Below are 18,589 nucleotides of genomic sequence, written 5' to 3'. Positions count from 1 at the left end.
AATCAGTAGCCGTGATGAATGGTGCGCTCCATGAGCGAACCGAGCATGGCCAGGTGATCGATCCCTGGCTTGGCGGAAGCCGCGGAGGGACGGTCGAGGTAAACCAGATTGGCCACCGTGGTGGGAACCATCTGCTTGGGGGTCTGGGAACGCTCCAACAGATGTCGTTCGAGCATGGCCGTGGATTCGGTCAGGCGATGGGCCAAGTCCCGGGTCATCTCAAGCTGACGAAACGCCAGCGTCCAGCGATGTTGCCAGTGCAGCGTGAGCCCACTGAGCACAAGAACAGCGGCGAACACTCCGATCAGGCTGCCATCTGCCGTGCGGTGCAGCCCTGCCAACAAGGGAGACTTGCGTGCAACGCGTCGCGCAGAGAGCGATCCCTGAATGACCTCGAACGGACTACTGGAGGCCGGACGTTGCGCGGAGGACGGTTGTGACTGCGGAACCGCGACCACGGATAAGGTTCATCAATGCGCCAGTGAACCATCTGAGGGAGGACATCGCAAGCCTGAAACCTTGACCAGGACTGAAGATTGGATCAGCCGCCTAGCAACACGAGATTCAGGAAGGTCACGCCGTTCCAAAGGGCATGCATCACCACACAGGGAAGCAGGCGGCCAGTGCTAAGACGCAGCAGGCCAAGACCAAGGCCGAGCACCAGCAGAGGCGCCAGTTCACCGATGCTGAGATGAGCTACGGCAAAGACCAGAGCACTCACCAGCACGCCACCTAATCGACCGAGAAACTGGCCCAGCACAGGCAGCAGCACGCCGCGGAAGATCGTTTCTTCAAACAACGGGGCCAGAACAACAGCTGTGATAGAGAGCAGGGATAGGGCAAGGGGGTCCTGACTGTTGAGGACGATCTCGAGCAATGGGTTGCTGCCGCCCTGATCGCCGATCAGACGAGTGATCAACCAGCCGCTCAAAACAACGGGAGGTAAAACCATCAGCCAGCCGCGGGCCCCCTGAAGCAGGGCACTGCCCAGAGGCTGAATCCGCCACTGCAGCCATCCTTGCGGAGGCATCTGCGCACGGTCAAGCTGCCCCAGCTGCTGACGCAGGATCAGCAGCGGAGGTCCTGCCAAGGCGACATAACCGAGAAACACGTTGATGCCCTGCGTCAATGGTGCTGAAAGGCCACGCGTGAAAGCGGAGGAGATCGGGATCACCAACAGAGGCATCAACACCTCCCCGAGCACCACGAAGCCGCCCGCCACAAGCAGCACCATGTCCAGAACCCCGAGCGGAGGAGCGAGCAGAGTCGGCCAGGACGGCAGTCGACGACGCAGCAATTGCCATAAATGGCGTAACAGCAACAGTCCACCGAGCAGCAGAGCCACGATGGGAAGCAGCTCGCTGATCACCAGCCGGCGTGCAGCCCTCTTGGCAGAGGCCTGATCGAGACAGCTCTCCTCTTCACCACCGAGTGCCTCACAGGCGAGTCGACGATTTAATGGGTCGGAAGTGAGCAGCAGCAGCCTGGAACGCTCATCCACCGAGACATTGCGACTGTCGTCTTTCGCAAGAGCCCTCTGAAGCTGAAGCAAATCACTCGATTCGAGATCCACCTGCTGGAGGCTGCTCCGAAGCTCTGGGTCCGTCTCCAAAGCAGTGAACAAAATCTTCTGGCGGTCATCCAGCCGATCCAGTGGAATTTGTCGCAGGCTGCTCAGCAGGGAGTCAGAGGCATCCGTTCCAAGCAGAAGCGTTCGCAGAAACGGGGGAATCTGGGGTTCTGCCAGCAGCGTCAGCTCTTGCTGCTCCAACGACAGTGCAGGAGCAACAGAAGGTTTAGCGAAACTGTCCACCAGCCCTAGCGCCCACACGGTGGTGGCTAGCAGCAGCGATAGAAGGGCAAGCAGCACCTTCCAGGACGGGGCAGCTGTTGAACGTCCGGAGGGTGGGCTGGTCACACAGATCGGTCAACTGCGTTGGATTCTCGTCGGTAGCGCGTGGCTGAGCCGATGAAGAGTGCACCTGGGGCACGCTCATACGATGGCGGCGCTCTTTCAGCATGTAGCGGTGCCCCTGCGTCTTCTCCTCGTTCGCCATGGTCTCAGCAGCTTCAATGTGGAGCGGAGGATCCAGGGGCGAGACGATCTCTCCACCCTCACTGCCTCTGGACAGGAGCAGGCTCGTCGGCTCGGGCAGGCGCTTGTCGATGTCCCTATCAAGGCGGTTTACAGCTCTCCACTTAAACGGGCTGCATCCACAGCGGCGGGAATCCTTGAAACCCGTGACGACGGACTTGAGCCCAGCTTCGATGATGGCCTCCTGGAGATTGATCTCGAACCGTGGAGTGGACTAACTGCGGCTGAACGATCGGAACGTTTCCCAGACGAATTCGCCACCTGGAAACGGAAGCCGGAGACTTTGGAGCTAACCAGGAAGGACGGGAGCCGTTACCGCCCCTACGAAGAATTGATGACACAGGCCCGTCGTTTCCTGGACGAGCTGGTCAGGCGACACCCCATCACCAGCGATGAAACCGTGCTGCTGGTGGGGCACAACGCCATTCTGCGCTGCTTGATCGTGACCATGCTGGGAGATCCGGAACGGGGCTTCCGTCGACTCCGCCTCGACAATGCCTCACTGTCGATCTTCAATCTCAGCTCAAGCGACAATGGCCATCAGGTTCAAATCGAGTGCCTGAACAGCACCGCACACCTTGAGCCCCCACTTCCCGCCAAAGGCGCAGGATCACGGCTCATCCTTGTTCGACACGGCGAGACGAACTGGAATCGAGAAGGTCGCTTCCAGGGGCAAATTGACATCCCTCTCAACAACAATGGGCATGCCCAGGCGGAGGCTGCGAGGGGCTTTCTGCAGGATGTGTCGTTGCAGAAGGCCTACAGCAGTTCGATGTCGCGCCCGCGCGAAACGGCTGAAGGCATCCTGAAATCCCATCCAGGCATCTCCATCACGCTCACGGACGGGCTGATGGAAATCGGTCATGGCCTCTGGGAAGGCAAACTTGAATCCGAAATCAGCACCGACTGGGGCGATCTGCTTGAGGAGTGGAAACGCACACCAGACACGGTGCAGATGCCTGAAGGAGAAACCATCCAGGACGTCTGGAATCGCTCCGTTGACAGCTGGAATGCGATTGCATCCAGCCTCGATTCGACAGAAACCGCTTTGGTGGTGGCCCATGACGCTGTCAACAAAACAATCCTCTGCCATCTTCTGGGTCTCACCCCTGCTGACATCTGGGCCGTGAAACAGGGCAACGGAGGCGTCACGGTGGTCGACATGCCATCCGAACCGGGGCAGCCTGCAGTGGTTGCATGCCTGAACCTCACCTCCCACCTCGGCGGTGTGCTGGATCGCACGGCAGCTGGAGCGCTCTGACACTGAGATCGATGAACGAGATGATCCTGCTCGACCCCGTGAGGGTGCTGGTCGGGCCCGACCAGCCGCTGCAGGAGCAGGGTGCGGCCCTGCTCTGTGAGGGACGTCTCGAGGCACTCGGCGAAATGGCCCGCGAAGCGGCTCGATCAGCGGGCATCGCCTCGAGGGATGCCGGGCATCAGCTGCTGGCTCCATGCCTGGTCGATGTTCATTCCTTTCTGCCAGAACCATTCCAGGGCCAAGGCGAAACACTTGAAAGCCTCGTACGCTCAGCCGCTGCAGGCGGTTATGGACAGATTGCTCTACTGCCGGAGGCGTCAGGGAATCGTCGTGAGCGGCCTGATCGGCTGCGCGGATTTGAGCTGTCCAACTGTGACTTGGCTGTCCATCTCTGGGGCGGCTTCAGTCAGGAAGGCAAGGGAGAACACCTGACTGCTCATGCCGACCTGATCGAGGCAGGCGCCGTGGGCCTGTCGGATGGCGACAGCATGCCGCCGGTCCCCTTGCTCGACCGCGCCCTCACCCTTGGCGAGTCAGGTTCATCACCTGTTCTGATCCCACCCCTTAATGCCGTTCTGCGCGGGGAGGGGCTACTTCGGGAAAGCCCCGAAGCACTGAGAGCAGGCTGGCCCACTGATCCTCTGAGCAGCGAAACATTGCCCCTCAGCCAGCTTGCTCAGCTTCAGCAGGAGCACCCACAGCGCAAGCTGATGCTGATGAGTCTGTCGACCGCAGCAGGCGTTGATCTCCTCCAGCGGTCGACGTTGCCTCCTGCGGCGACCGTGAGTTGGTGGCACGTGTTGACGAGCAACTGCTCCAGTGCAGCCACGGCAGCCTCGTGGTTTGTTTCTCCGTCCCTTGGCAACAGAAGAGATCGCGATGCACTCATTGAAGGCCTAAGCACTGGCCTGATCCAGGCGATAGCCGTGCATGCATCACCGCTGGATGATGAAGAGTGCCTGCTACCTCCTGATCAACGCCAACGTGGAATTGCCGGTCACCAACACGTGCTTCCCTCTCTCTGGCAAGCGCTTGTGGTGTCGAACGGCTGGACAGCTGAACGTCTCTGGGACGTGCTCAGCTTCGGGCCCTCACGACTGCTGGGAGTTGAAGAGGAACGTCTCATCCTGGGAAGCAATCGCTGGCTTCTGTTTGATCCGAAGGTGACCTGGACACCCACCCGATCGGATCCATGGGCTTCACGAGCAGCCAATCAGCCATGCCTCGATAGGCCTTTGAGTGGACGCGTTCTGCAATGCGGCCTCAGGAGCCCAGCGAGCCCAGCCGATTGAGAGGCCAGAACCTCCAGAGCGCTCGGCCAATGATTTGATCCTCAGGCAAGAACGGACCACCTGGCCAGTAGCGTCCATCCCAGCTGTTGCTGCGGTTGTCGCCCAGTGCAAGCACATGCCCTTCAGGCACCGTCACATTCAGCGTGCGGCAGAGACTCATTCCCTGTTCATCAACCGGGCAGTATTTGGTGACATAGGGCTCATCCACGGGATCTCCATTCACGCGGACTTCCCCCCGCGGGTTCACTGAGACCTGATCTCCACCCACAGCGACAACCCGCTTGATGTAGGCATCGCAGGCAGGGTGGCCAAGACCGGGGATCAAACCCAAAAGAGGGAAGTTGGCCAGAGCACAGAGGAATGGTGGTGGGGAGCCAGCGGTTTTCAACGCTGGATCAAAAGCATGCGGCGAGTTGAACACAACAATCTCTCCACGCTTTGGGCCTCGTGTGGCGTAGGAAAGTTTTTCAACCAGCAGCCGGTCCTGGATCTGTAGACCTGGAAGCATCGAACCGGAAGGGATGAATCGTGCTTCAGCCACGTAATGGCGGATCCCGAGATACAGAGCCAGGGTGAAGATCACAGGTCCCCAGAAATCCCAAAACGGATGTCCTTTCTGGCCCTGCGACTTGGTGGGAGCCGAAGACGAATCCGATTGAGAATCAGCTTTTGGAGGCGGAGCGTCGTGCTGGGCGTCTGGCAACGGAAACCTTGTTGACCGTGAGGCATCCAAGATAGGCCTGATGGCGATGGCCTCCTAGCCTCAGCTGAGAACGCTCACACCCATGGTCAGACCTCGGTGGCAAGGTGTGAAACCGTCCGCAAGCCGTCGATTCTGGCTTGGCTGGGACAGGCTGCTGGCAGGGATCGCAGCCCTAAACCTGGCCTGGGTCATTTTCGATGTGACCTATGTGCCCCTGCGCAACTTCTGGCTGCAGCGCACACTCTTTCCGCTGCCATCCATCAGCCTTGCTGTTCCGCTGCCCTGGCTGCCCGACATCACTCCCCTGTACGACCCGGTGAAGGGAATTGAGCCGCATCAGGACACCGATGCCTACATCAAACATTTTCAGCGTTTGGAGAGCGCTGCAGCAGCCAGCGGTATAAACAGCCCTGCAGCCAAACAGCTGCGGCTGGAAATGGTGGTGCGCAACAGTCAGCTGATCGATGAAAACCCTTTTGTCAGCTCCGACAAAACGGGAACGCTGGAGAAAATCAAAAGTCGCCTGAGGGCCAGGGCAGGCATGGATTCAGCCAAACAATCCGCCGCCCATTTGCTTGGAGAGCGCTATCTGACAGATGAAAGATGGGAAGCAGAGCGAAGATTCTGGCGCAAAAGCATTCTTCCACTCGCGTCCACGAATTACTGGCGCGGTACCGACGAGAACGGCCAACCGATCGATCTCTCGTGGAGGATCGATCTTCCCTTTCAGATTCTCTTCCTTCTGGACATCATGCTGCGGGCTATTCGACTGAAGCAGCGCTACCCGGCCATCGCCTGGAGAGACGCACTGCTACGCCGGTGGATTGATTTGCCTCTGCTGATTCCGTTTTGGAGACTGCTGCGAATCGTGCCCGTTACAGAGCGTCTGTCCAGCGCACGCATGATCCAGTTGGAACCCCTTAGAGCCGCTGTCAGCCGCGGTGTGGTCGCCGTACTCGCCCTCGAGTTATTCGAAGTGATCACCCTGCGCATCCTTGATGCTGCCCAGGATGCAGTGCGTTCCCCCCATTGGCCCGAGAAGATTCGGCGCCTCTGCAGCCATCAGAGCATCGAATCGGATGGGGAACGAGAACTCGCTGAACTGCTGCGCCTGTGGCTTCCATTGGTGTTAACCCAGGTGGGACCAGGCATGCGGCCCCAGTTGGTTGCCTTGGTGAGTCATGCTCTGCGACGCAATCTTGAAGAAACGGCGATCCCAGCTCCACTTCGTGCACTACCTGGGATGGGCAAAGCCGAAACTCAGCTCAGTCTTCAGCTTTCGACAGGCCTCGTTGACTCCCTGTTGAATCTCTCCCGCAACGCTGGAGATCGTTTTGCACAAAAGGACCCCATGCTTCAAGAGCTGGGGATCCAGGCCATTGACCGCTTCTGGGAAGAGTTAGCGAAGACTCTGGAGCAGGGTCCAGTGCTTGAACGCAGCCAGGAACTCGTAGCCGCTTTTCTCGAGGATTTCAAGAGAAGCAGCATGAACCAGCTGAGATTCCAGAAGGATGTTGATGAACTGATCACAGAGCTTGACGGATTGAACTTCAGTGCCGAAGCAACTCAGACCAAACCTCTGGCTTGAAACCGACCAGAAATCGACCATCCGGACATTGAACAAAAGGTCGCTTGATCAGTTTTCCGTCTGCCGCAAGTGCTTGAAGCGCCTGCTCATCGCTCATCTTTTTGACCGCCTCCGCACCAATAGCCCTGTAGCTCTGACCACTTGTATTGAACAACGGCTTGACCTGTCCGAACTGCCTGAATGCCAGATGGAGAAGTTCGAGCGATGGCGGAGCAAGGGTGATATCAATCACGTCGTGCTTCAATCCCTCAACTTCAAGCCACGCAAGGGCTTTTCGACAGGTGCTGCAGCGGGGATAGCTGAACACTGTGAAACCAGCCACGCCTATCGACCGAGAAGGCTCTTAACAGCCCCAACAAGACTGTTAGAGCCCTGACCCACACCGTCTCCGGGACGTGTCCGAATGGTCACATCACCATTGACGGTGGTCCGACAACTGAGGCGATAGTTGGCAGGACGGTCAGCCAGGTAAACCTCCTCGACATCACTGAGGGGGGAAAGGTTCTGGGCACCTTCAAGAACTTCGATCACGCAGGTTCCACACTGACCGACGCCACCACAGTTGTTGAGGTTGTTCAAACCTTTGTAAGGGTTGACACCTGCTGAGAGAGCCGCTTTGCGCAGGTTGGCACCCTCGATACAACCTATTTGCTGGCCTTCCTGCTCAAAACGGATGGTGGGCACGGATCTTTTACATAGGAATGTCGCTTAATTTACAAGCACCACGATTGCTACCGGGGATTTGGTCCCGTGCACCAGGCTGAGCATGGTGCTCCCCTGGGCCGATGGCCAATCAAGCGGAAGCCGCCTGGACACATGTTTCAAGCAAAGGCTGAACCGCATCAACATCGCGCCAGCCACCGATCTCCGTCACACGACCTTCCATGTTTTTGTAGGTGCGGAAAAACTCAGCAACATCCTCAAGTTGACTGGGCGCGATCTGCAGGATGCTCTGAATACCTTTCTGACGTGGATCAGCAACAGGCACGCAAAGAATCTTGCCGTCGTAATGACCCATGTCATGCATATCCAGCACCCCGATGGGTCGGGCCTGAATCAGGCATCCCGCGAAAGTGGGTTCGGCCATGATCACCATGGCATCGAGAGGTGATCCATCCTCGGCCAGGGTGTTGGGAATAAAGCCGTAATCGAATGGATATCTGACCGATGAATGAAGAACCCGATCAAGGGCCATCACTCCAGCTTCAGCAAAGTATTCATATTTGTTGCTGCTTCCCGCTGGAATCTCAACGATCAGATTCACCAGTCCTGGAGACGGAGATGGGGTAAGAGCCCTGAGATCCATAACTCTCCTTGGCGGTGACGGAGGAGTGGGTGGGGCGATCGGTCAGCACAGCGGCCAATGGAATGCCCAGCCCTGTGATGGCTAGGGTGAACCCGAGAACAGCAAGAGCAGGGACGGCCACGAACTGCGCTGCATGCACAGAGGGCTTGGGGGCAGGCTCAGGGTCCATTCAGTGGTGATCGGGGACATCCCTAACTTCATGCACGGGGCTCAGAAGTCGTTCAAAACGCCCGAAGGACGATCTGTAGGGAGATTGAGCTTTGAGTTCGAAGAATCAAAACTTTCAATCATTCTGACACCAATGCAAGTCTTATGCAGCAGGACGCTCCTGACGATCGCGGCGCGATGCCAGGTCAGAGGGAGCCTCGGGGAGGCCATCAAGGCGGGATCTGATCAAACGCAGCTCATCGAGAATGGCTCCGAGGACCTGCTGTGTGGCCGTTGAAGGTGAATTGAGGACCTCAACGGTGACCTCCTTGATCCTCAGGACATCCTTGGCAAATCGGGCGACCTCATTGGGATGAAACAGGAGAGGATCTTTTTGATCGCTTCTGTATTCAGGATTGAGTTTGCGGGGATTAAAAACGGGGTTGAGGTTGCGCGGATCGGTGTTGGTGTAGCGATACACAGATGCACGCGATCTGTTCAGCGACTTCTGAACATCATCAATTCCAACCAACGCATCCGACTGGGAAAGAACACTGGCAGGATCACTCCGAAAATCCGAAGATTCACTCACGGCCGGTACTGAAACTTCTAACGGCCGAGGAAACATGAGACAGCGCTGGGACAGTTTGGATTTCGCAGAACATAGCAGCTGAGACTCAGGACGCCAGCATCGATCACAGCAAAAGTGACAGTTCCCGGATCGACCGTTTTCTTGGCGGTGATAGCTTCCTTGCCCTCTCTATAACTTCCTGTCATGCGCGTCTCCCGCCTGTCGCTGGTGACGTTGAGGAACGTGCCCGCAGACGCTGAAATTCCATCGCATCAATTACTTGTTCGTGGTGGTTACATCAGACGTGTTGGACCGGGTCTTTACGCCTACCTCCCCTTGATGTGGCGCGTGCTGCGCAAGATCAGCACGATCGTTCGTGAGGAGCTTGACAGCCTCGGTGCACTTGAAACACTGCTGCCGCAACTTCAACCTGCCGAACCATGGGAACGCAGCGGTCGATGGCAGGGCTACACCGCCGGCGAGGGCATCATGTTTCACCTGGAGGATCGCCAGGGCCGGCGTGTGGGCCTCGGTCCTACCCATGAAGAAGTGGTTACAGAACTCGCTGGAGAGCTGCTGCGCTCCTACAAACAGCTGCCGGTCACGCTTTATCAGATTCAGACCAAGTTCCGCGATGAGATCAGACCCCGTTTCGGGCTAATGCGCAGTCGGGAATTCATCATGAAAGACGCCTACTCCTTCCATTCCGAAGCAGCGGATCTGGAGCAGACCTATGCATTGATGGCCGGGGCTTATGCCCGCATCTTCAAGCGCTGCGGTCTCAATGCCGTTGGTGTAGACGCCGACAGCGGCGCCATTGGAGGAGCCGCTTCCCAGGAATTCATGGTGATAGCGAATGCGGGGGAAGACCTCATCCTCTCCACGCCCGACGGGGCCTACGCCGCCAATCAGGAAAAAGCGGTGTCGCATCCATCCCCAGCGGAAGCTTTGCCGCCGGGTGAGGAACGACTCTTCGATACGCCTCATCAGGCGTCGATTGAGGATCTCTGCTCTGCCAACAACCTCTCCCCTTGTCAAACCGTCAAGGTGCTGGCGCTCCTGGCCCGCTTGGACGATGGTCGAGAACAACCGCTGCTGGTCAGCCTGCGTGGCGACCAGGAACTGAATGAGGTCAAGTTGACCAATGCCGTGACCCAGCGACTGGGATCCTCTGCACTGGAAATTGCTCCGATCACCCCCGAGCAGCTCCGGCAACAGGGGCTCAAGCCCCTACCCTTCGGCGCCATTGGGCCGCACCTTGAAGACAGCTCGTTGCAGGGTGCCCGAAGCTGGGAAAACCGTTTTGAACGCCTAGCGGACCCAACCGCCCTGGATGTTGAGCGGTTTGTCTGCGGCGCCAACGTCTCAGACCAGCATCGCTGGGGGGCAACGTGGTCCTCAATGCCGGAACAGATCCGAGCTGATCTCCGCAATGCCAAGGCCGGAGATCGGTCTCTCCACAACCAAGAGCAGATTCTCGAGGAGCGCAGGGGCATCGAAGTGGGCCACATCTTCCAACTTGGAAGCAAATACTCCGACGCGCTCGAGGCCCGTTTCACCGACAAGGACGGCAAACAGGCTTCGCTGCTGATGGGTTGCTACGGCATTGGCATCTCTCGCCTCGCCCAAGCGGCAGTTGAACAGCATCACGATGACGCGGGGATCTGCTGGCCCGTGAGCATTGCGCCCTTTCAGGTGATTGTTGTTGTCGCGAACGTTCAGGACGACACACAGTTAGCTCTGGGAGAGTCTCTCTACGGATCGCTTCAATCCAAAGGGGTCGATGCACTCTTCGATGACCGCAGTGAACGAGCGGGAGTCAAATTCAAGGATGCCGATCTGATCGGAATCCCCTGGCGCATCGTTGTGGGTCGCGAAGCCGAATCCGGCCGAGTCGAGGTCGTGGAACGATCCACCCGCTCCAACAACACCATGTCGCATCAGGACGCAATGACCTCTGTGCTCGAGGCCGTCAAGGTTCGCCCGCTGCTTTAGAGCTGCACCGCCTTAAAGTTCGTCAAACTTTTCCTGCCATGCGAATAGCGCTGCAACGCCTCAGCCGCCAACTCAGGGGGTTCACGCTGGCCCTATGCCTGGGTCTCTCTTTGTTGCTTACCGCCTGCGGCGACTCCGTTTCGACCATGACGGGAGACTACGTCGAAGACACAGTGGCAGTTGTTCATTCGCTGCAGACCACGCTTTCACTCCCCTCCGATGCTGAAGGATTGCAGGCCTCAGAAAAGGAAGCCCACGACCTCATCAATGACTACATGTCGAGGTATCGTCCAAAATCACGCGTGAATGGTCTCAGCTCCTTCACCACGATGCAGACGGCTCTAAATTCTCTGCAGGGTCACTACAACACCTACACCAATCGCCCCGTGCCAGAAGCCCTGCGCACTCGCGTCGAAAAAGAGCTGAGCAAAGCCGAAAAAGCCGCTCTTCGAGGCACCTGAGCTCAAGAACCCACAAGGCTTCTCAAGATCCAATCACAATTTCGCAACTCTCTTTGACCTCAGGCAGGTAGATCTGAGATAGTTCCGGATTGTGCAGAATGGCGGCTTCGGGCCGCGGTGTCTTTGGCCAATGTTGTCGTCATCGGTGCGCAGTGGGGTGACGAAGGGAAGGGAAAGATCACAGATCTCCTCAGCCGTTCCGCTGATGTCGTCGTTCGCTATCAGGGGGGCGTCAACGCTGGCCACACGATCGTTGTGGACGATCAGGTTCTGAAGCTTCACCTGATTCCCTCTGGAATTCTCTATCCCGATACCGTTTGCTTGATCGGCTCAGGAACCGTCGTCGATCCCAAAGTGATGCTCGGCGAACTCGACATGCTGATCGAGAACGGGATCGACATCGCCGGGCTGAAGCTCTCCTCAACAGCGCATGTGACCATGCCTTACCACCGTCTGCTCGACCAGGCGATTGAGAAGCAGCGCGGCGATCGACGCATCGGCACCACAGGGCGGGGCATCGGTCCGACCTACGCGGACAAATCCCAAAGAAGTGGAATCCGCGTGATCGACCTTCTGGACGAAGCGCGTCTGCGCGATCGTCTTGAAGGCCCTTTGAATGAGAAAAACCAGCTTCTGCAGACCATCTACCACGTGGAACCGCTCGATGCGGAAGCGGTGATCAGTGAATATCTGGCCTACGGCAAACGACTGGCACCCCATGTAGTGGACTGCACACGGGAGATTCACCAGGCGGCACGCGACCGTAAAAATATTCTCTTCGAGGGCGCACAGGGAACTCTGCTCGACCTCGACCACGGCACCTATCCCTACGTCACCTCTTCTAACCCTGTGTCAGGAGGGGCCTGCATTGGGGCTGGCGTGGGACCGACCCTGATCGACCGAGTGATCGGCGTGGCCAAGGCCTACACAACCAGAGTGGGAGAGGGGCCCTTCCCCACCGAACTCGATGGCAGCCTCAACGATCATCTCTGCGACCGGGGTGGCGAGTTCGGCACCACAACCGGCCGACGCCGGCGCTGTGGCTGGTTCGACGGTGTGATCGGACGCTATGCAGTTGGCGTGAACGGCCTGGATTGCCTGGCCGTCACCAAACTCGATGTGTTGGACGAACTCGACGAACTTCAGGTTTGTGTGGCCTATGAGCTTGATGGGGAAAGGATCGAACACTTTCCTTCCTGTGCAGAAGCATTCGCCCGCTGTCAACCGATTTTCGAGACGCTCCCGGGCTGGCAGTGTTCCACCGCTGAATGCCGCACCCTTGAGGATCTTCCCGAGAAAGCCATGGCGTACCTGCGCTTCCTGGCCGATCTAATGGAGGTCCCGATCGCCATCGTGTCACTGGGTGCCGGTCGCGATCAAACCATTGTTGTTGAGGATCCGATCCACGGTCCAAAACGGGCGCTTCTCAGCGCCTGATTCCGGCAAATCCCATCAGGGCGTAAGACTGCCGCAGTCAACACAAGTTTGTTCATGGCCGATTCCTCCCGTTTCCAGCCCAACGCCTCCTTGGATGTGGTGGGAATCGGCAACGCCATTGTTGACGTGCTGGTCCAGACCAAGGACGGTTTTCTCAGTGAGCACGGTCTGCAGAAAGGGGGAATGTGCCTGATCGATGAACAGCAGGCGGAAGCTCTCTACACATCGAGTGGTCCTGGGCTGGAAACATCCGGCGGATCAGTAGCCAACACCATGGTCGGCATCGCTCAGCTTGGCGGGCGAACAGGGTTTATCGGTCGAGTGCGTGATGACCAGCTCGGATCGATCTTCAGCCACGACATTCGTGCAGTGGGAACCAGGTTTGAGACACCCTCGGCAACCACCGGCGCCACCACTGCACGCTGTCTCATCTATGTGACGCCCGACGCAGAGCGGACGATGTGCACTTTCCTCGGAGCATCAACACAGCTTGAGCCGGAGGATCTTGATCTCTCCATGGTCGAGGAAACAAAAGTGCTCTATCTGGAGGGCTATCTGTGGGACAGCCCTGCAGCCAAGCGGGCCTTCATCGCCGCAGCGGAAGCTTGCCGTGCGGCAGGAGGGAAAGTCTCTCTCTCCCTCTCCGACGGCTTCTGCGTGGATCGCCACAGGGAAAGCTTTCTCGAACTAGTGAACGGTCATGTCGATGTCCTGTTCGCCAATGAAGTGGAGATCAAAGCCTTGTATCAAACGAAAGACTTCGACACCGCAATCGAGAAGGTACGCGGTTGTTGCTCGGTGACGGCAGTCACTCGCGGAAGCGATGGATCGGTTGTGCTCAGCGGAGATCAGCGCTGGGACATCGGCATCTACGGGCTCGGCGAACTCGTTGACACCACCGGTGCCGGTGATCTCTACGCCGGAGGATTTCTGCATGCCTTCACCCAGGGCGATTCACTAGAGCGCTGCGGTCAGCTGGGAGCTCTTTGCGCTGGTCAAATCGTCACCCAGCTGGGTGCTCGCTCCCTGGTCTCTCTTCCTGAGCTGATGAAGGAGCATCTGGATTGAGAGCACCTAGCGCCCATGCCGCATAGGCGTCTCCAGCCTGAGCTGGCAGGTGGAGAATTTCGGGCGTGGCATAACTATGCAGGGCCTCAAGACCTGAAATCAGCTGCTCCAGGCGTTGAGAGCTCGTTTTAATCAGCAGCTGCACTTCCTGCGAACGCTCAATCTCCCCCTTCCAGCGATAGCAAGACTGCACTGGCATCAAGCTGACACAGGCCGCTAAACGGAGCGTGATCAACTGCTCAGCGAGGGCTCCAGCCTTGATCTGGTCAGCCTCCGTGGTGAGGACCAAACTCAGGTCCGTTGACATGGTCATCCAGCTGTCGACACAACTGGCTCACGCTATAAACCACGTCAACGTTGGGCACCGGGTTAGGTCGTTTCAACTTCCAGAGCCGAATGGAGTGGCGACGGGCCAGATCACTCCAAAGTTGATCGGCAGCCCCCCCCGACTGACGACAGAGCACATCGGTGATCTGCCAGCGGCGACATAACGCAGCTTCCAATCCCCCGATGCGATCCCCGGTTCCAGGTCTCAACACGGCCAATCGCTCGCCGTACAAGCCCGCAAGACCTGCCTGGCGGATAGCTTCAGGCGTGGGAAGAACCCTGGCGTGAACAGAGGCTCCTGCCAGCCTCGCTGCCGTCGCGGCGGCGGCCAGCTGCCGGGCTCCGACGGCAAGAAGCAGACGGTGGCCCGAAAGTGCACAATCCGAGAGATCAGCAACTGTTGAAAGCACTAATTGATCCGACATGTCATGGTCAGGCCGCTCGAATCGAAGCAGCGGCAGATTGAGAATGGAGCAGACCAAACGGAGTTGGGCACTGATCTGCAGGGCGAAGGGATGGGTCGCATCCAGAACAAACGTCACGCCCAGCGCCGCCAGGTGTTCCTCGAGAGATTGCTGAGAGGGGAACGGTCCCACATGCAGGTCATCCAGATGCATGGCGGAGTAAGCCCTTGCCCCAGCTGCACTGACAACGCTGATACTGACGCGGTGACCGGACTCCAGCAGAGTCCTGGCGATCGCTGGTCCTTCACCGGTTCCAGCAAAGACCAGCACATGGTTCTGGCGATTCCGCCAGCGGTGCATCAGGATGGCGCTCACCGACCAGGCCGAGGATGAATCACTGCGTACTTGAGGTGGATGTTCTACAGGCTCCCACCCTGCGATACACCCAAGACAATCAGACACCTATTGCTGAAATGGAGGTTGGTTTTGATGCCTTGCGTCCCGATGACCCCAGGGGCCAACTGAAGGTGGTGGGATGGGGCAACCTCGCCCAAGACCTGCAGAATCGCGTGCAGGTGGGCCAGCGTCTGCTGATCGAGGGCAGGCTGCGGATGAACACGGTGCCCCGTCAGGACGGCACTAAGGAAAAACGTGCTGAATTCACACTCGCCCGACTGCACCCGCTGACAGCAGGAGCCGGTGCCACGGCTCAGGCCCAACCTGTAGCTGCTGTTCCTGCCAAACGGACTGAAGCGGCGGCGGCTCCTGCGCCTGCGAAAGAGCCTGCAGCGCAGTGGAACACCGCTCCGCTGGTTCCCGACACTGACGACATTCCGTTCTGAAAACAGAGCAATCGATTCAGCGCTGATCGGTGCCGGAACTGAACTGCTCTGAGGCTCGCTGCAACAGCTGGCCAAGCTCACGCTCGAGTGCAGCCAGGTCCAGGCGGAACTCCTGCCATCGTCCCCGGTCAATCTGTTCCAGCAACCAGGCCCTGTCCTGCTCAAGCTGCTGAATCAGCACAGCTGCATCCTCCGTCGAGTTCTGATCCTGGTCATGCGATCGGGTGCTGTCCATCAACTGCGGCCGCAGGCCCATCCATCCTGAACCCCGCACGGTCAGAATGGCGCCACTTCCAATGCCGCATGAACGATCTGCTCTCGCCAGGAAGCCTGGTCACCATCGCCGGAGGTGTGCTCACCGTGGTGGGTGCTGTGGCCTACGGCACCGGCGCCGCCAACTTGAGCCTTCCGACCATTTTTTACGGCATTCCAATCCTGCTGGGTGGACTGGCCTTGAAGTCATCGGAATTACCACCAGCCAAGCGCATCACGCCCAAAGCCCAACTCAAGCGAGAACGTGAGGCGGCCACTCCTGAACTGGGGAAACTTCTCGGCGATGTCACCCGTTGGCGCTATGGCCAGAAAGCGCATCTGGAAAGTTCTCTGGAATCGCTCAAACTGTGGGATGAAGACAACCCTCCTCAGCTGCTGGAAATCGAGGAGATCGTTCAGAGCGGTCACTACGGACTGCGGCTGCGTTTCGCCTGTGAGGCCGTTCCTTTACAGACTTGGCAGGAGCGAAGAGACCGATTAAGCCGCTTTTTTGCCAAAGGCTTCGAGGCAACAATCACCCCTTTAAGTGGAGAACGACTGGATCTGATTCTTCTGCCAGTGGGCGTTTCGACATCCGATCAGCCAGCTGACTCCGGAGAACTGGCGAATGGATGATGCCCTCAGAGTCTCTGTTTTGAGTGAGGCTCTTCCTTATATCCAGCGCTTTGCAGGCCGCAGGATCGTGGTCAAGTACGGCGGTGCGGCCATGGCCCATGCCGAGCTACAAACAGCCGTGTTCAGAGATCTGGCATTGCTCTGCAGTGTTGGAGTCCAGCCAGTTGTTGTGCACGGCGGGGGGCCAGAAATCAATCACTGGTTGAAGCGACTGGCCATCGCACCTGAATTCAAGGATGGTCTGCGAGTGACTGACCACGAAACGATGGACGTGGTGGAAATGGTCCTAGTTGGCCGAGTCAACAAACAGATCGTGAACGGACTCAACCGACTTGGCGCCAAAGCGGTCGGCCTGAGCGGCAGTGACGGCAGCCTGGTGGAAGCCCGCTCCTGGGGAGATGGCAGCCACGGAATGGTCGGCGATGTGGCCAAGGTCAATCCCGACGTGCTTGAAGCACTGCTGGAGGGTGGTTATGTGCCCGTGCTCTCCAGCGTGGCCGCAAACCCCGATGGAGTTGCCCACAACATCAACGCCGACACCGTGGCCGGCGAAGTTGCCGCCGCCCTGCAAGCCGAGAAGCTGATTTTGTTAACGGACACACCAGGCATCCTGCGCAACCGCGAGGATCCGGGATCGCTGATCCGTCAGCTGAAGCTTTCAGAAGCCAGGCAGCTGATTCACGAGGGTGTGGTGGCCGGGGGCATGACACCCAAGACCGAATGTTGTATCAGAGCTCTCGCCCAGGGAGTTTCGGCTGCCCACATCGTGGATGGACGCGTCGCCCATGCCCTGCTGCTGGAAGTGTTCACCGATGCTGGCATCGGCACCATGGTGGTGGGACGCAGCTGAGGGCTAGGCGCCAATCACGAACGGCTCAATAATCGATAAATCCCTGTAAAACCGTGTGGAACACCCCATGGAAACAGGGAATCTTTGTGGCGCCTCTAAGGATTGAAAGCCAGTGGCGGTACAGTAGCGGTACATCACATTCCAAGGGTGCATGTCACAGCTCCCCCTCAAGCCATTCACAGATCAGCTCCGTGCGAAGTGGCCAGAGGAAGCCGCAAAGCTCCGCCTGAGGCGTGTGGATAGAGGCGCTGGGCAGGGTGAGCAGTTCTTGCTGGTAGGTCAATTGCCCGATCTGACGAACGTCGCCCGCACCCTTACGAAAGCCAAATCCGAATTCGAGGCACTGGAAGCGGCAATCGAACTGGTCCCCGTCCTGATGACTGGCGGCGACAGGAAGACGCGGGTGCTCCCTATGGGCCGTCTCCGGGCGATTGAGCGTGAAGTCCTGATACAGATCAGTGAACGGGGCCTACGGCAGCAAACAGAGGAAGCGAAGGCTCGCTGGGTGAAGCACGTCACCAGCTACTTGGAGGAACGGGGGCTACCGCTGCAACCCGCCACGCTCAAGCAATGCATCCTTGAAACCGATGTCCGCAAGCGTGAACGCAGGGAGGTGATCGAGGCCTGCAGGCTCCTGGCTAAAGCCGCCAACGTGCCGCTGGAAATCCAGGACAAAGAGAATTTCAGGCCCGCCAAGCCGCCATTAGTGGAAGTGGTGAGCGATGAAGCGATCCTGGCCGCCTATCAGGAACTGCTGGACAGCAAGGCTCAACCCGAATGGATATGGCTGGTGGGCGTGATCATTGCGACTGGCTGCAGAGGGACCACTGCACTGGCAATGAATGCCAAAGGCGTGAAGGATGTTGGCGATCAGGTCCTGGCCTGGGACAGCAAGCGCAACCGACAAATCAGAACAACGCCCACGATCAGGGGCTTCTGGCAAAAGCACCTCCTGAAGGATGGCTTTGATGGCCTGCTGGACGATCTGGACGGCCTCTGGATGCCCTGCGATAAGGCACCGACGAACGATCAGGTCGCTCAGGCAAACAAGTTCGTGAACAACGTCTTCACCCAGGTCAAGCGCACCGTGTCACCGGAGTCCGCAGAAGTCCTGAAGTGCAGGGTGCTTAGGTCCGCAATGATCGCCAGATGCCTTCGAGCAGGCATGGATGAGCTGACGGTATCCACGTTGGCCTCAACAGGAGTGGAACAGATCAGGGCCCGCTACAGCCGCTTCTACCGCGCTGGATCAATTGAGCGTGCAGCCGAGCTTCTCTGACCAGCGCCCTTTCGCGTTCATGGCTAGTACTGGTGTCCTAGTTTCATGGGCATGCCGGTTGATCACGGCGTCTAC

22 protein-coding genes are annotated in these 18,589 nt (G+C 58.3%); 11 read left to right on the top strand and 11 right to left on the bottom strand.

Annotated elements, in window-relative coordinates:
* Window positions 1-2: 2 nt before the first annotated feature.
* The gene (locus tag DXY31_RS02335; RefSeq protein ID WP_114991643.1) at window positions 3-458 is read right to left on the bottom strand and encodes a hypothetical protein; all 456 of its coding nucleotides are present in this window, start codon (window positions 456-458) and stop codon (window positions 3-5) included.
* A gap of 83 nt (window positions 459-541) precedes the next feature.
* Window positions 542-1,918: a CPBP family intramembrane glutamic endopeptidase gene (locus tag DXY31_RS02330; protein WP_170953506.1), complete on the bottom strand. Its 1,377-nt coding sequence runs from the start codon at window positions 1,916-1,918 to the stop codon at window positions 542-544.
* A gap of 109 nt (window positions 1,919-2,027) precedes the next feature.
* Between DXY31_RS02330 and DXY31_RS02325 the strand changes: the two genes are divergently transcribed.
* On the top strand, window positions 2,028-3,356 hold the full coding sequence (locus tag DXY31_RS02325; protein WP_170953505.1) for a histidine phosphatase family protein: 1,329 nt from the start codon (window positions 2,028-2,030) through the stop codon (window positions 3,354-3,356).
* An 11-nt stretch (window positions 3,357-3,367) separates the two neighbouring features.
* Window positions 3,368-4,648, top strand: a complete 1,281-nt coding sequence (locus DXY31_RS02320; RefSeq protein WP_114991637.1) for a dihydroorotase — start codon at window positions 3,368-3,370, stop codon at window positions 4,646-4,648.
* On the opposite strand, the gene lepB is transcribed toward DXY31_RS02320, so the two are convergent.
* Window positions 4,620-5,351, bottom strand: a complete 732-nt coding sequence (gene lepB / locus DXY31_RS02315; protein WP_114991898.1) for a signal peptidase I — start codon at window positions 5,349-5,351, stop codon at window positions 4,620-4,622. The two genes, DXY31_RS02320 and lepB, sit on opposite strands and share 29 nt — an antisense overlap.
* Window positions 5,352-5,433: 82 nt before the next feature.
* Here lepB and DXY31_RS02310 point away from each other — a divergent pair, with 82 nt between their 5' ends.
* A complete protein-coding gene (locus DXY31_RS02310; RefSeq protein WP_114991634.1) occupies window positions 5,434-6,939 on the top strand; it encodes a hypothetical protein in 1,506 nt (501 codons plus the stop codon).
* On the opposite strand, the gene DXY31_RS02305 is transcribed toward DXY31_RS02310, so the two are convergent.
* The 5 genes from DXY31_RS02305 to DXY31_RS02285 all read right to left on the bottom strand — a co-directional run bounded on the left by DXY31_RS02305 (window position 6,902) and on the right by DXY31_RS02285 (window position 9,020).
* A complete protein-coding gene (locus DXY31_RS02305; protein WP_114991630.1) occupies window positions 6,902-7,261 on the bottom strand; it encodes an arsenate reductase family protein in 360 nt (119 codons plus the stop codon). The genes DXY31_RS02310 and DXY31_RS02305 overlap by 38 nt on opposite strands.
* Window positions 7,262-7,263: 2 nt before the next feature.
* Window positions 7,264-7,623 (bottom strand): 2Fe-2S iron-sulfur cluster-binding protein, encoded by a 360-nt coding sequence (locus tag DXY31_RS02300; RefSeq protein WP_066905830.1) that lies wholly within the window; start codon window positions 7,621-7,623, stop codon window positions 7,264-7,266.
* A 109-nt stretch (window positions 7,624-7,732) separates the two neighbouring features.
* Window positions 7,733-8,245 (bottom strand): inorganic diphosphatase, encoded by a 513-nt coding sequence (locus tag DXY31_RS02295; protein ID WP_114991628.1) that lies wholly within the window; start codon window positions 8,243-8,245, stop codon window positions 7,733-7,735.
* Window positions 8,187-8,414, bottom strand: a complete 228-nt coding sequence (locus tag DXY31_RS02290) for a hypothetical protein (RefSeq protein ID WP_114991625.1) — start codon at window positions 8,412-8,414, stop codon at window positions 8,187-8,189. The genes DXY31_RS02295 and DXY31_RS02290 overlap by 59 nt, the downstream gene beginning before the upstream one ends.
* Window positions 8,415-8,555: 141 nt before the next feature.
* Window positions 8,556-9,020: a resolvase gene (locus tag DXY31_RS02285; RefSeq protein ID WP_114991622.1), complete on the bottom strand. Its 465-nt coding sequence runs from the start codon at window positions 9,018-9,020 to the stop codon at window positions 8,556-8,558.
* 147 nt (window positions 9,021-9,167) lie between these two features.
* Between DXY31_RS02285 and DXY31_RS02280 the strand changes: the two genes are divergently transcribed.
* The 4 genes from DXY31_RS02280 (at window position 9,168) to DXY31_RS02265 (ending at window position 13,924) form a co-directional block, all read left to right on the top strand.
* A complete protein-coding gene (locus DXY31_RS02280; RefSeq protein WP_114991619.1) occupies window positions 9,168-10,958 on the top strand; it encodes a proline--tRNA ligase in 1,791 nt (596 codons plus the stop codon).
* Between the two features lie 38 nt (window positions 10,959-10,996).
* Window positions 10,997-11,419 (top strand): photosystem II protein Psb27, encoded by a 423-nt coding sequence (psb27, locus tag DXY31_RS02275; RefSeq protein WP_114991615.1) that lies wholly within the window; start codon window positions 10,997-10,999, stop codon window positions 11,417-11,419.
* Window positions 11,420-11,536: 117 nt separating this feature from the next.
* Window positions 11,537-12,856, top strand: coding sequence for an adenylosuccinate synthase (locus DXY31_RS02270; protein WP_170953504.1), 1,320 nt, complete (start codon window positions 11,537-11,539; stop codon window positions 12,854-12,856).
* Window positions 12,857-12,910: 54 nt separating this feature from the next.
* On the top strand, window positions 12,911-13,924 hold the full coding sequence (locus DXY31_RS02265) for an adenosine kinase (RefSeq protein ID WP_114991608.1): 1,014 nt from the start codon (window positions 12,911-12,913) through the stop codon (window positions 13,922-13,924).
* On the opposite strand, the gene cutA is transcribed toward DXY31_RS02265, so the two are convergent.
* Both cutA and DXY31_RS02255 read right to left on the bottom strand, forming a co-directional pair.
* Window positions 13,860-14,231 carry a divalent-cation tolerance protein CutA gene (gene cutA, locus DXY31_RS02260; protein ID WP_371638991.1) on the bottom strand — a complete coding sequence of 124 codons (372 nt, stop codon included), beginning with the start codon at window positions 14,229-14,231 and terminating at the stop codon, window positions 13,860-13,862. The genes DXY31_RS02265 and cutA overlap by 65 nt on opposite strands.
* Window positions 14,191-15,015 (bottom strand): precorrin-6A/cobalt-precorrin-6A reductase, encoded by an 825-nt coding sequence (locus DXY31_RS02255; protein ID WP_244279462.1) that lies wholly within the window; start codon window positions 15,013-15,015, stop codon window positions 14,191-14,193. The genes cutA and DXY31_RS02255 overlap by 41 nt, the downstream gene beginning before the upstream one ends.
* Window positions 15,016-15,044: 29 nt before the next feature.
* On the opposite strand from DXY31_RS02255, the gene DXY31_RS02250 reads away from it, so the two are divergent.
* A complete protein-coding gene (locus tag DXY31_RS02250; RefSeq protein ID WP_114991599.1) occupies window positions 15,045-15,497 on the top strand; it encodes a single-stranded DNA-binding protein in 453 nt (150 codons plus the stop codon).
* Window positions 15,498-15,513: 16 nt separating this feature from the next.
* On the opposite strand, the gene DXY31_RS02245 is transcribed toward DXY31_RS02250, so the two are convergent.
* The gene (locus DXY31_RS02245) at window positions 15,514-15,732 is read right to left on the bottom strand and encodes a hypothetical protein (RefSeq protein ID WP_114991896.1); all 219 of its coding nucleotides are present in this window, start codon (window positions 15,730-15,732) and stop codon (window positions 15,514-15,516) included.
* 68 nt (window positions 15,733-15,800) lie between these two features.
* Between DXY31_RS02245 and DXY31_RS02240 the strand changes: the two genes are divergently transcribed.
* The 3 genes from DXY31_RS02240 (at window position 15,801) to DXY31_RS02230 (ending at window position 18,514) form a co-directional block, all read left to right on the top strand.
* Window positions 15,801-16,385, top strand: coding sequence for a DUF2854 domain-containing protein (locus tag DXY31_RS02240; protein WP_114991596.1), 585 nt, complete (start codon window positions 15,801-15,803; stop codon window positions 16,383-16,385).
* On the top strand, window positions 16,378-17,235 hold the full coding sequence (gene argB / locus DXY31_RS02235) for an acetylglutamate kinase (protein ID WP_114991593.1): 858 nt from the start codon (window positions 16,378-16,380) through the stop codon (window positions 17,233-17,235). The genes DXY31_RS02240 and argB overlap by 8 nt, the downstream gene beginning before the upstream one ends.
* Before the next feature lie 151 nt (window positions 17,236-17,386).
* A complete protein-coding gene (locus DXY31_RS02230; protein WP_114991590.1) occupies window positions 17,387-18,514 on the top strand; it encodes a hypothetical protein in 1,128 nt (375 codons plus the stop codon).
* Window positions 18,515-18,589: the final 75 nt, after the last annotated feature.

Origin of the sequence: Synechococcus sp. UW179A, assembly GCF_900473965.1 — a bacterium.
GTDB lineage: Bacteria > Cyanobacteriota > Cyanobacteriia > PCC-6307 > Cyanobiaceae > Synechococcus_C.
Note: the sequence above shows the minus strand (reverse complement) of the source record. Positions and strands in the feature narration are given on the sequence as shown.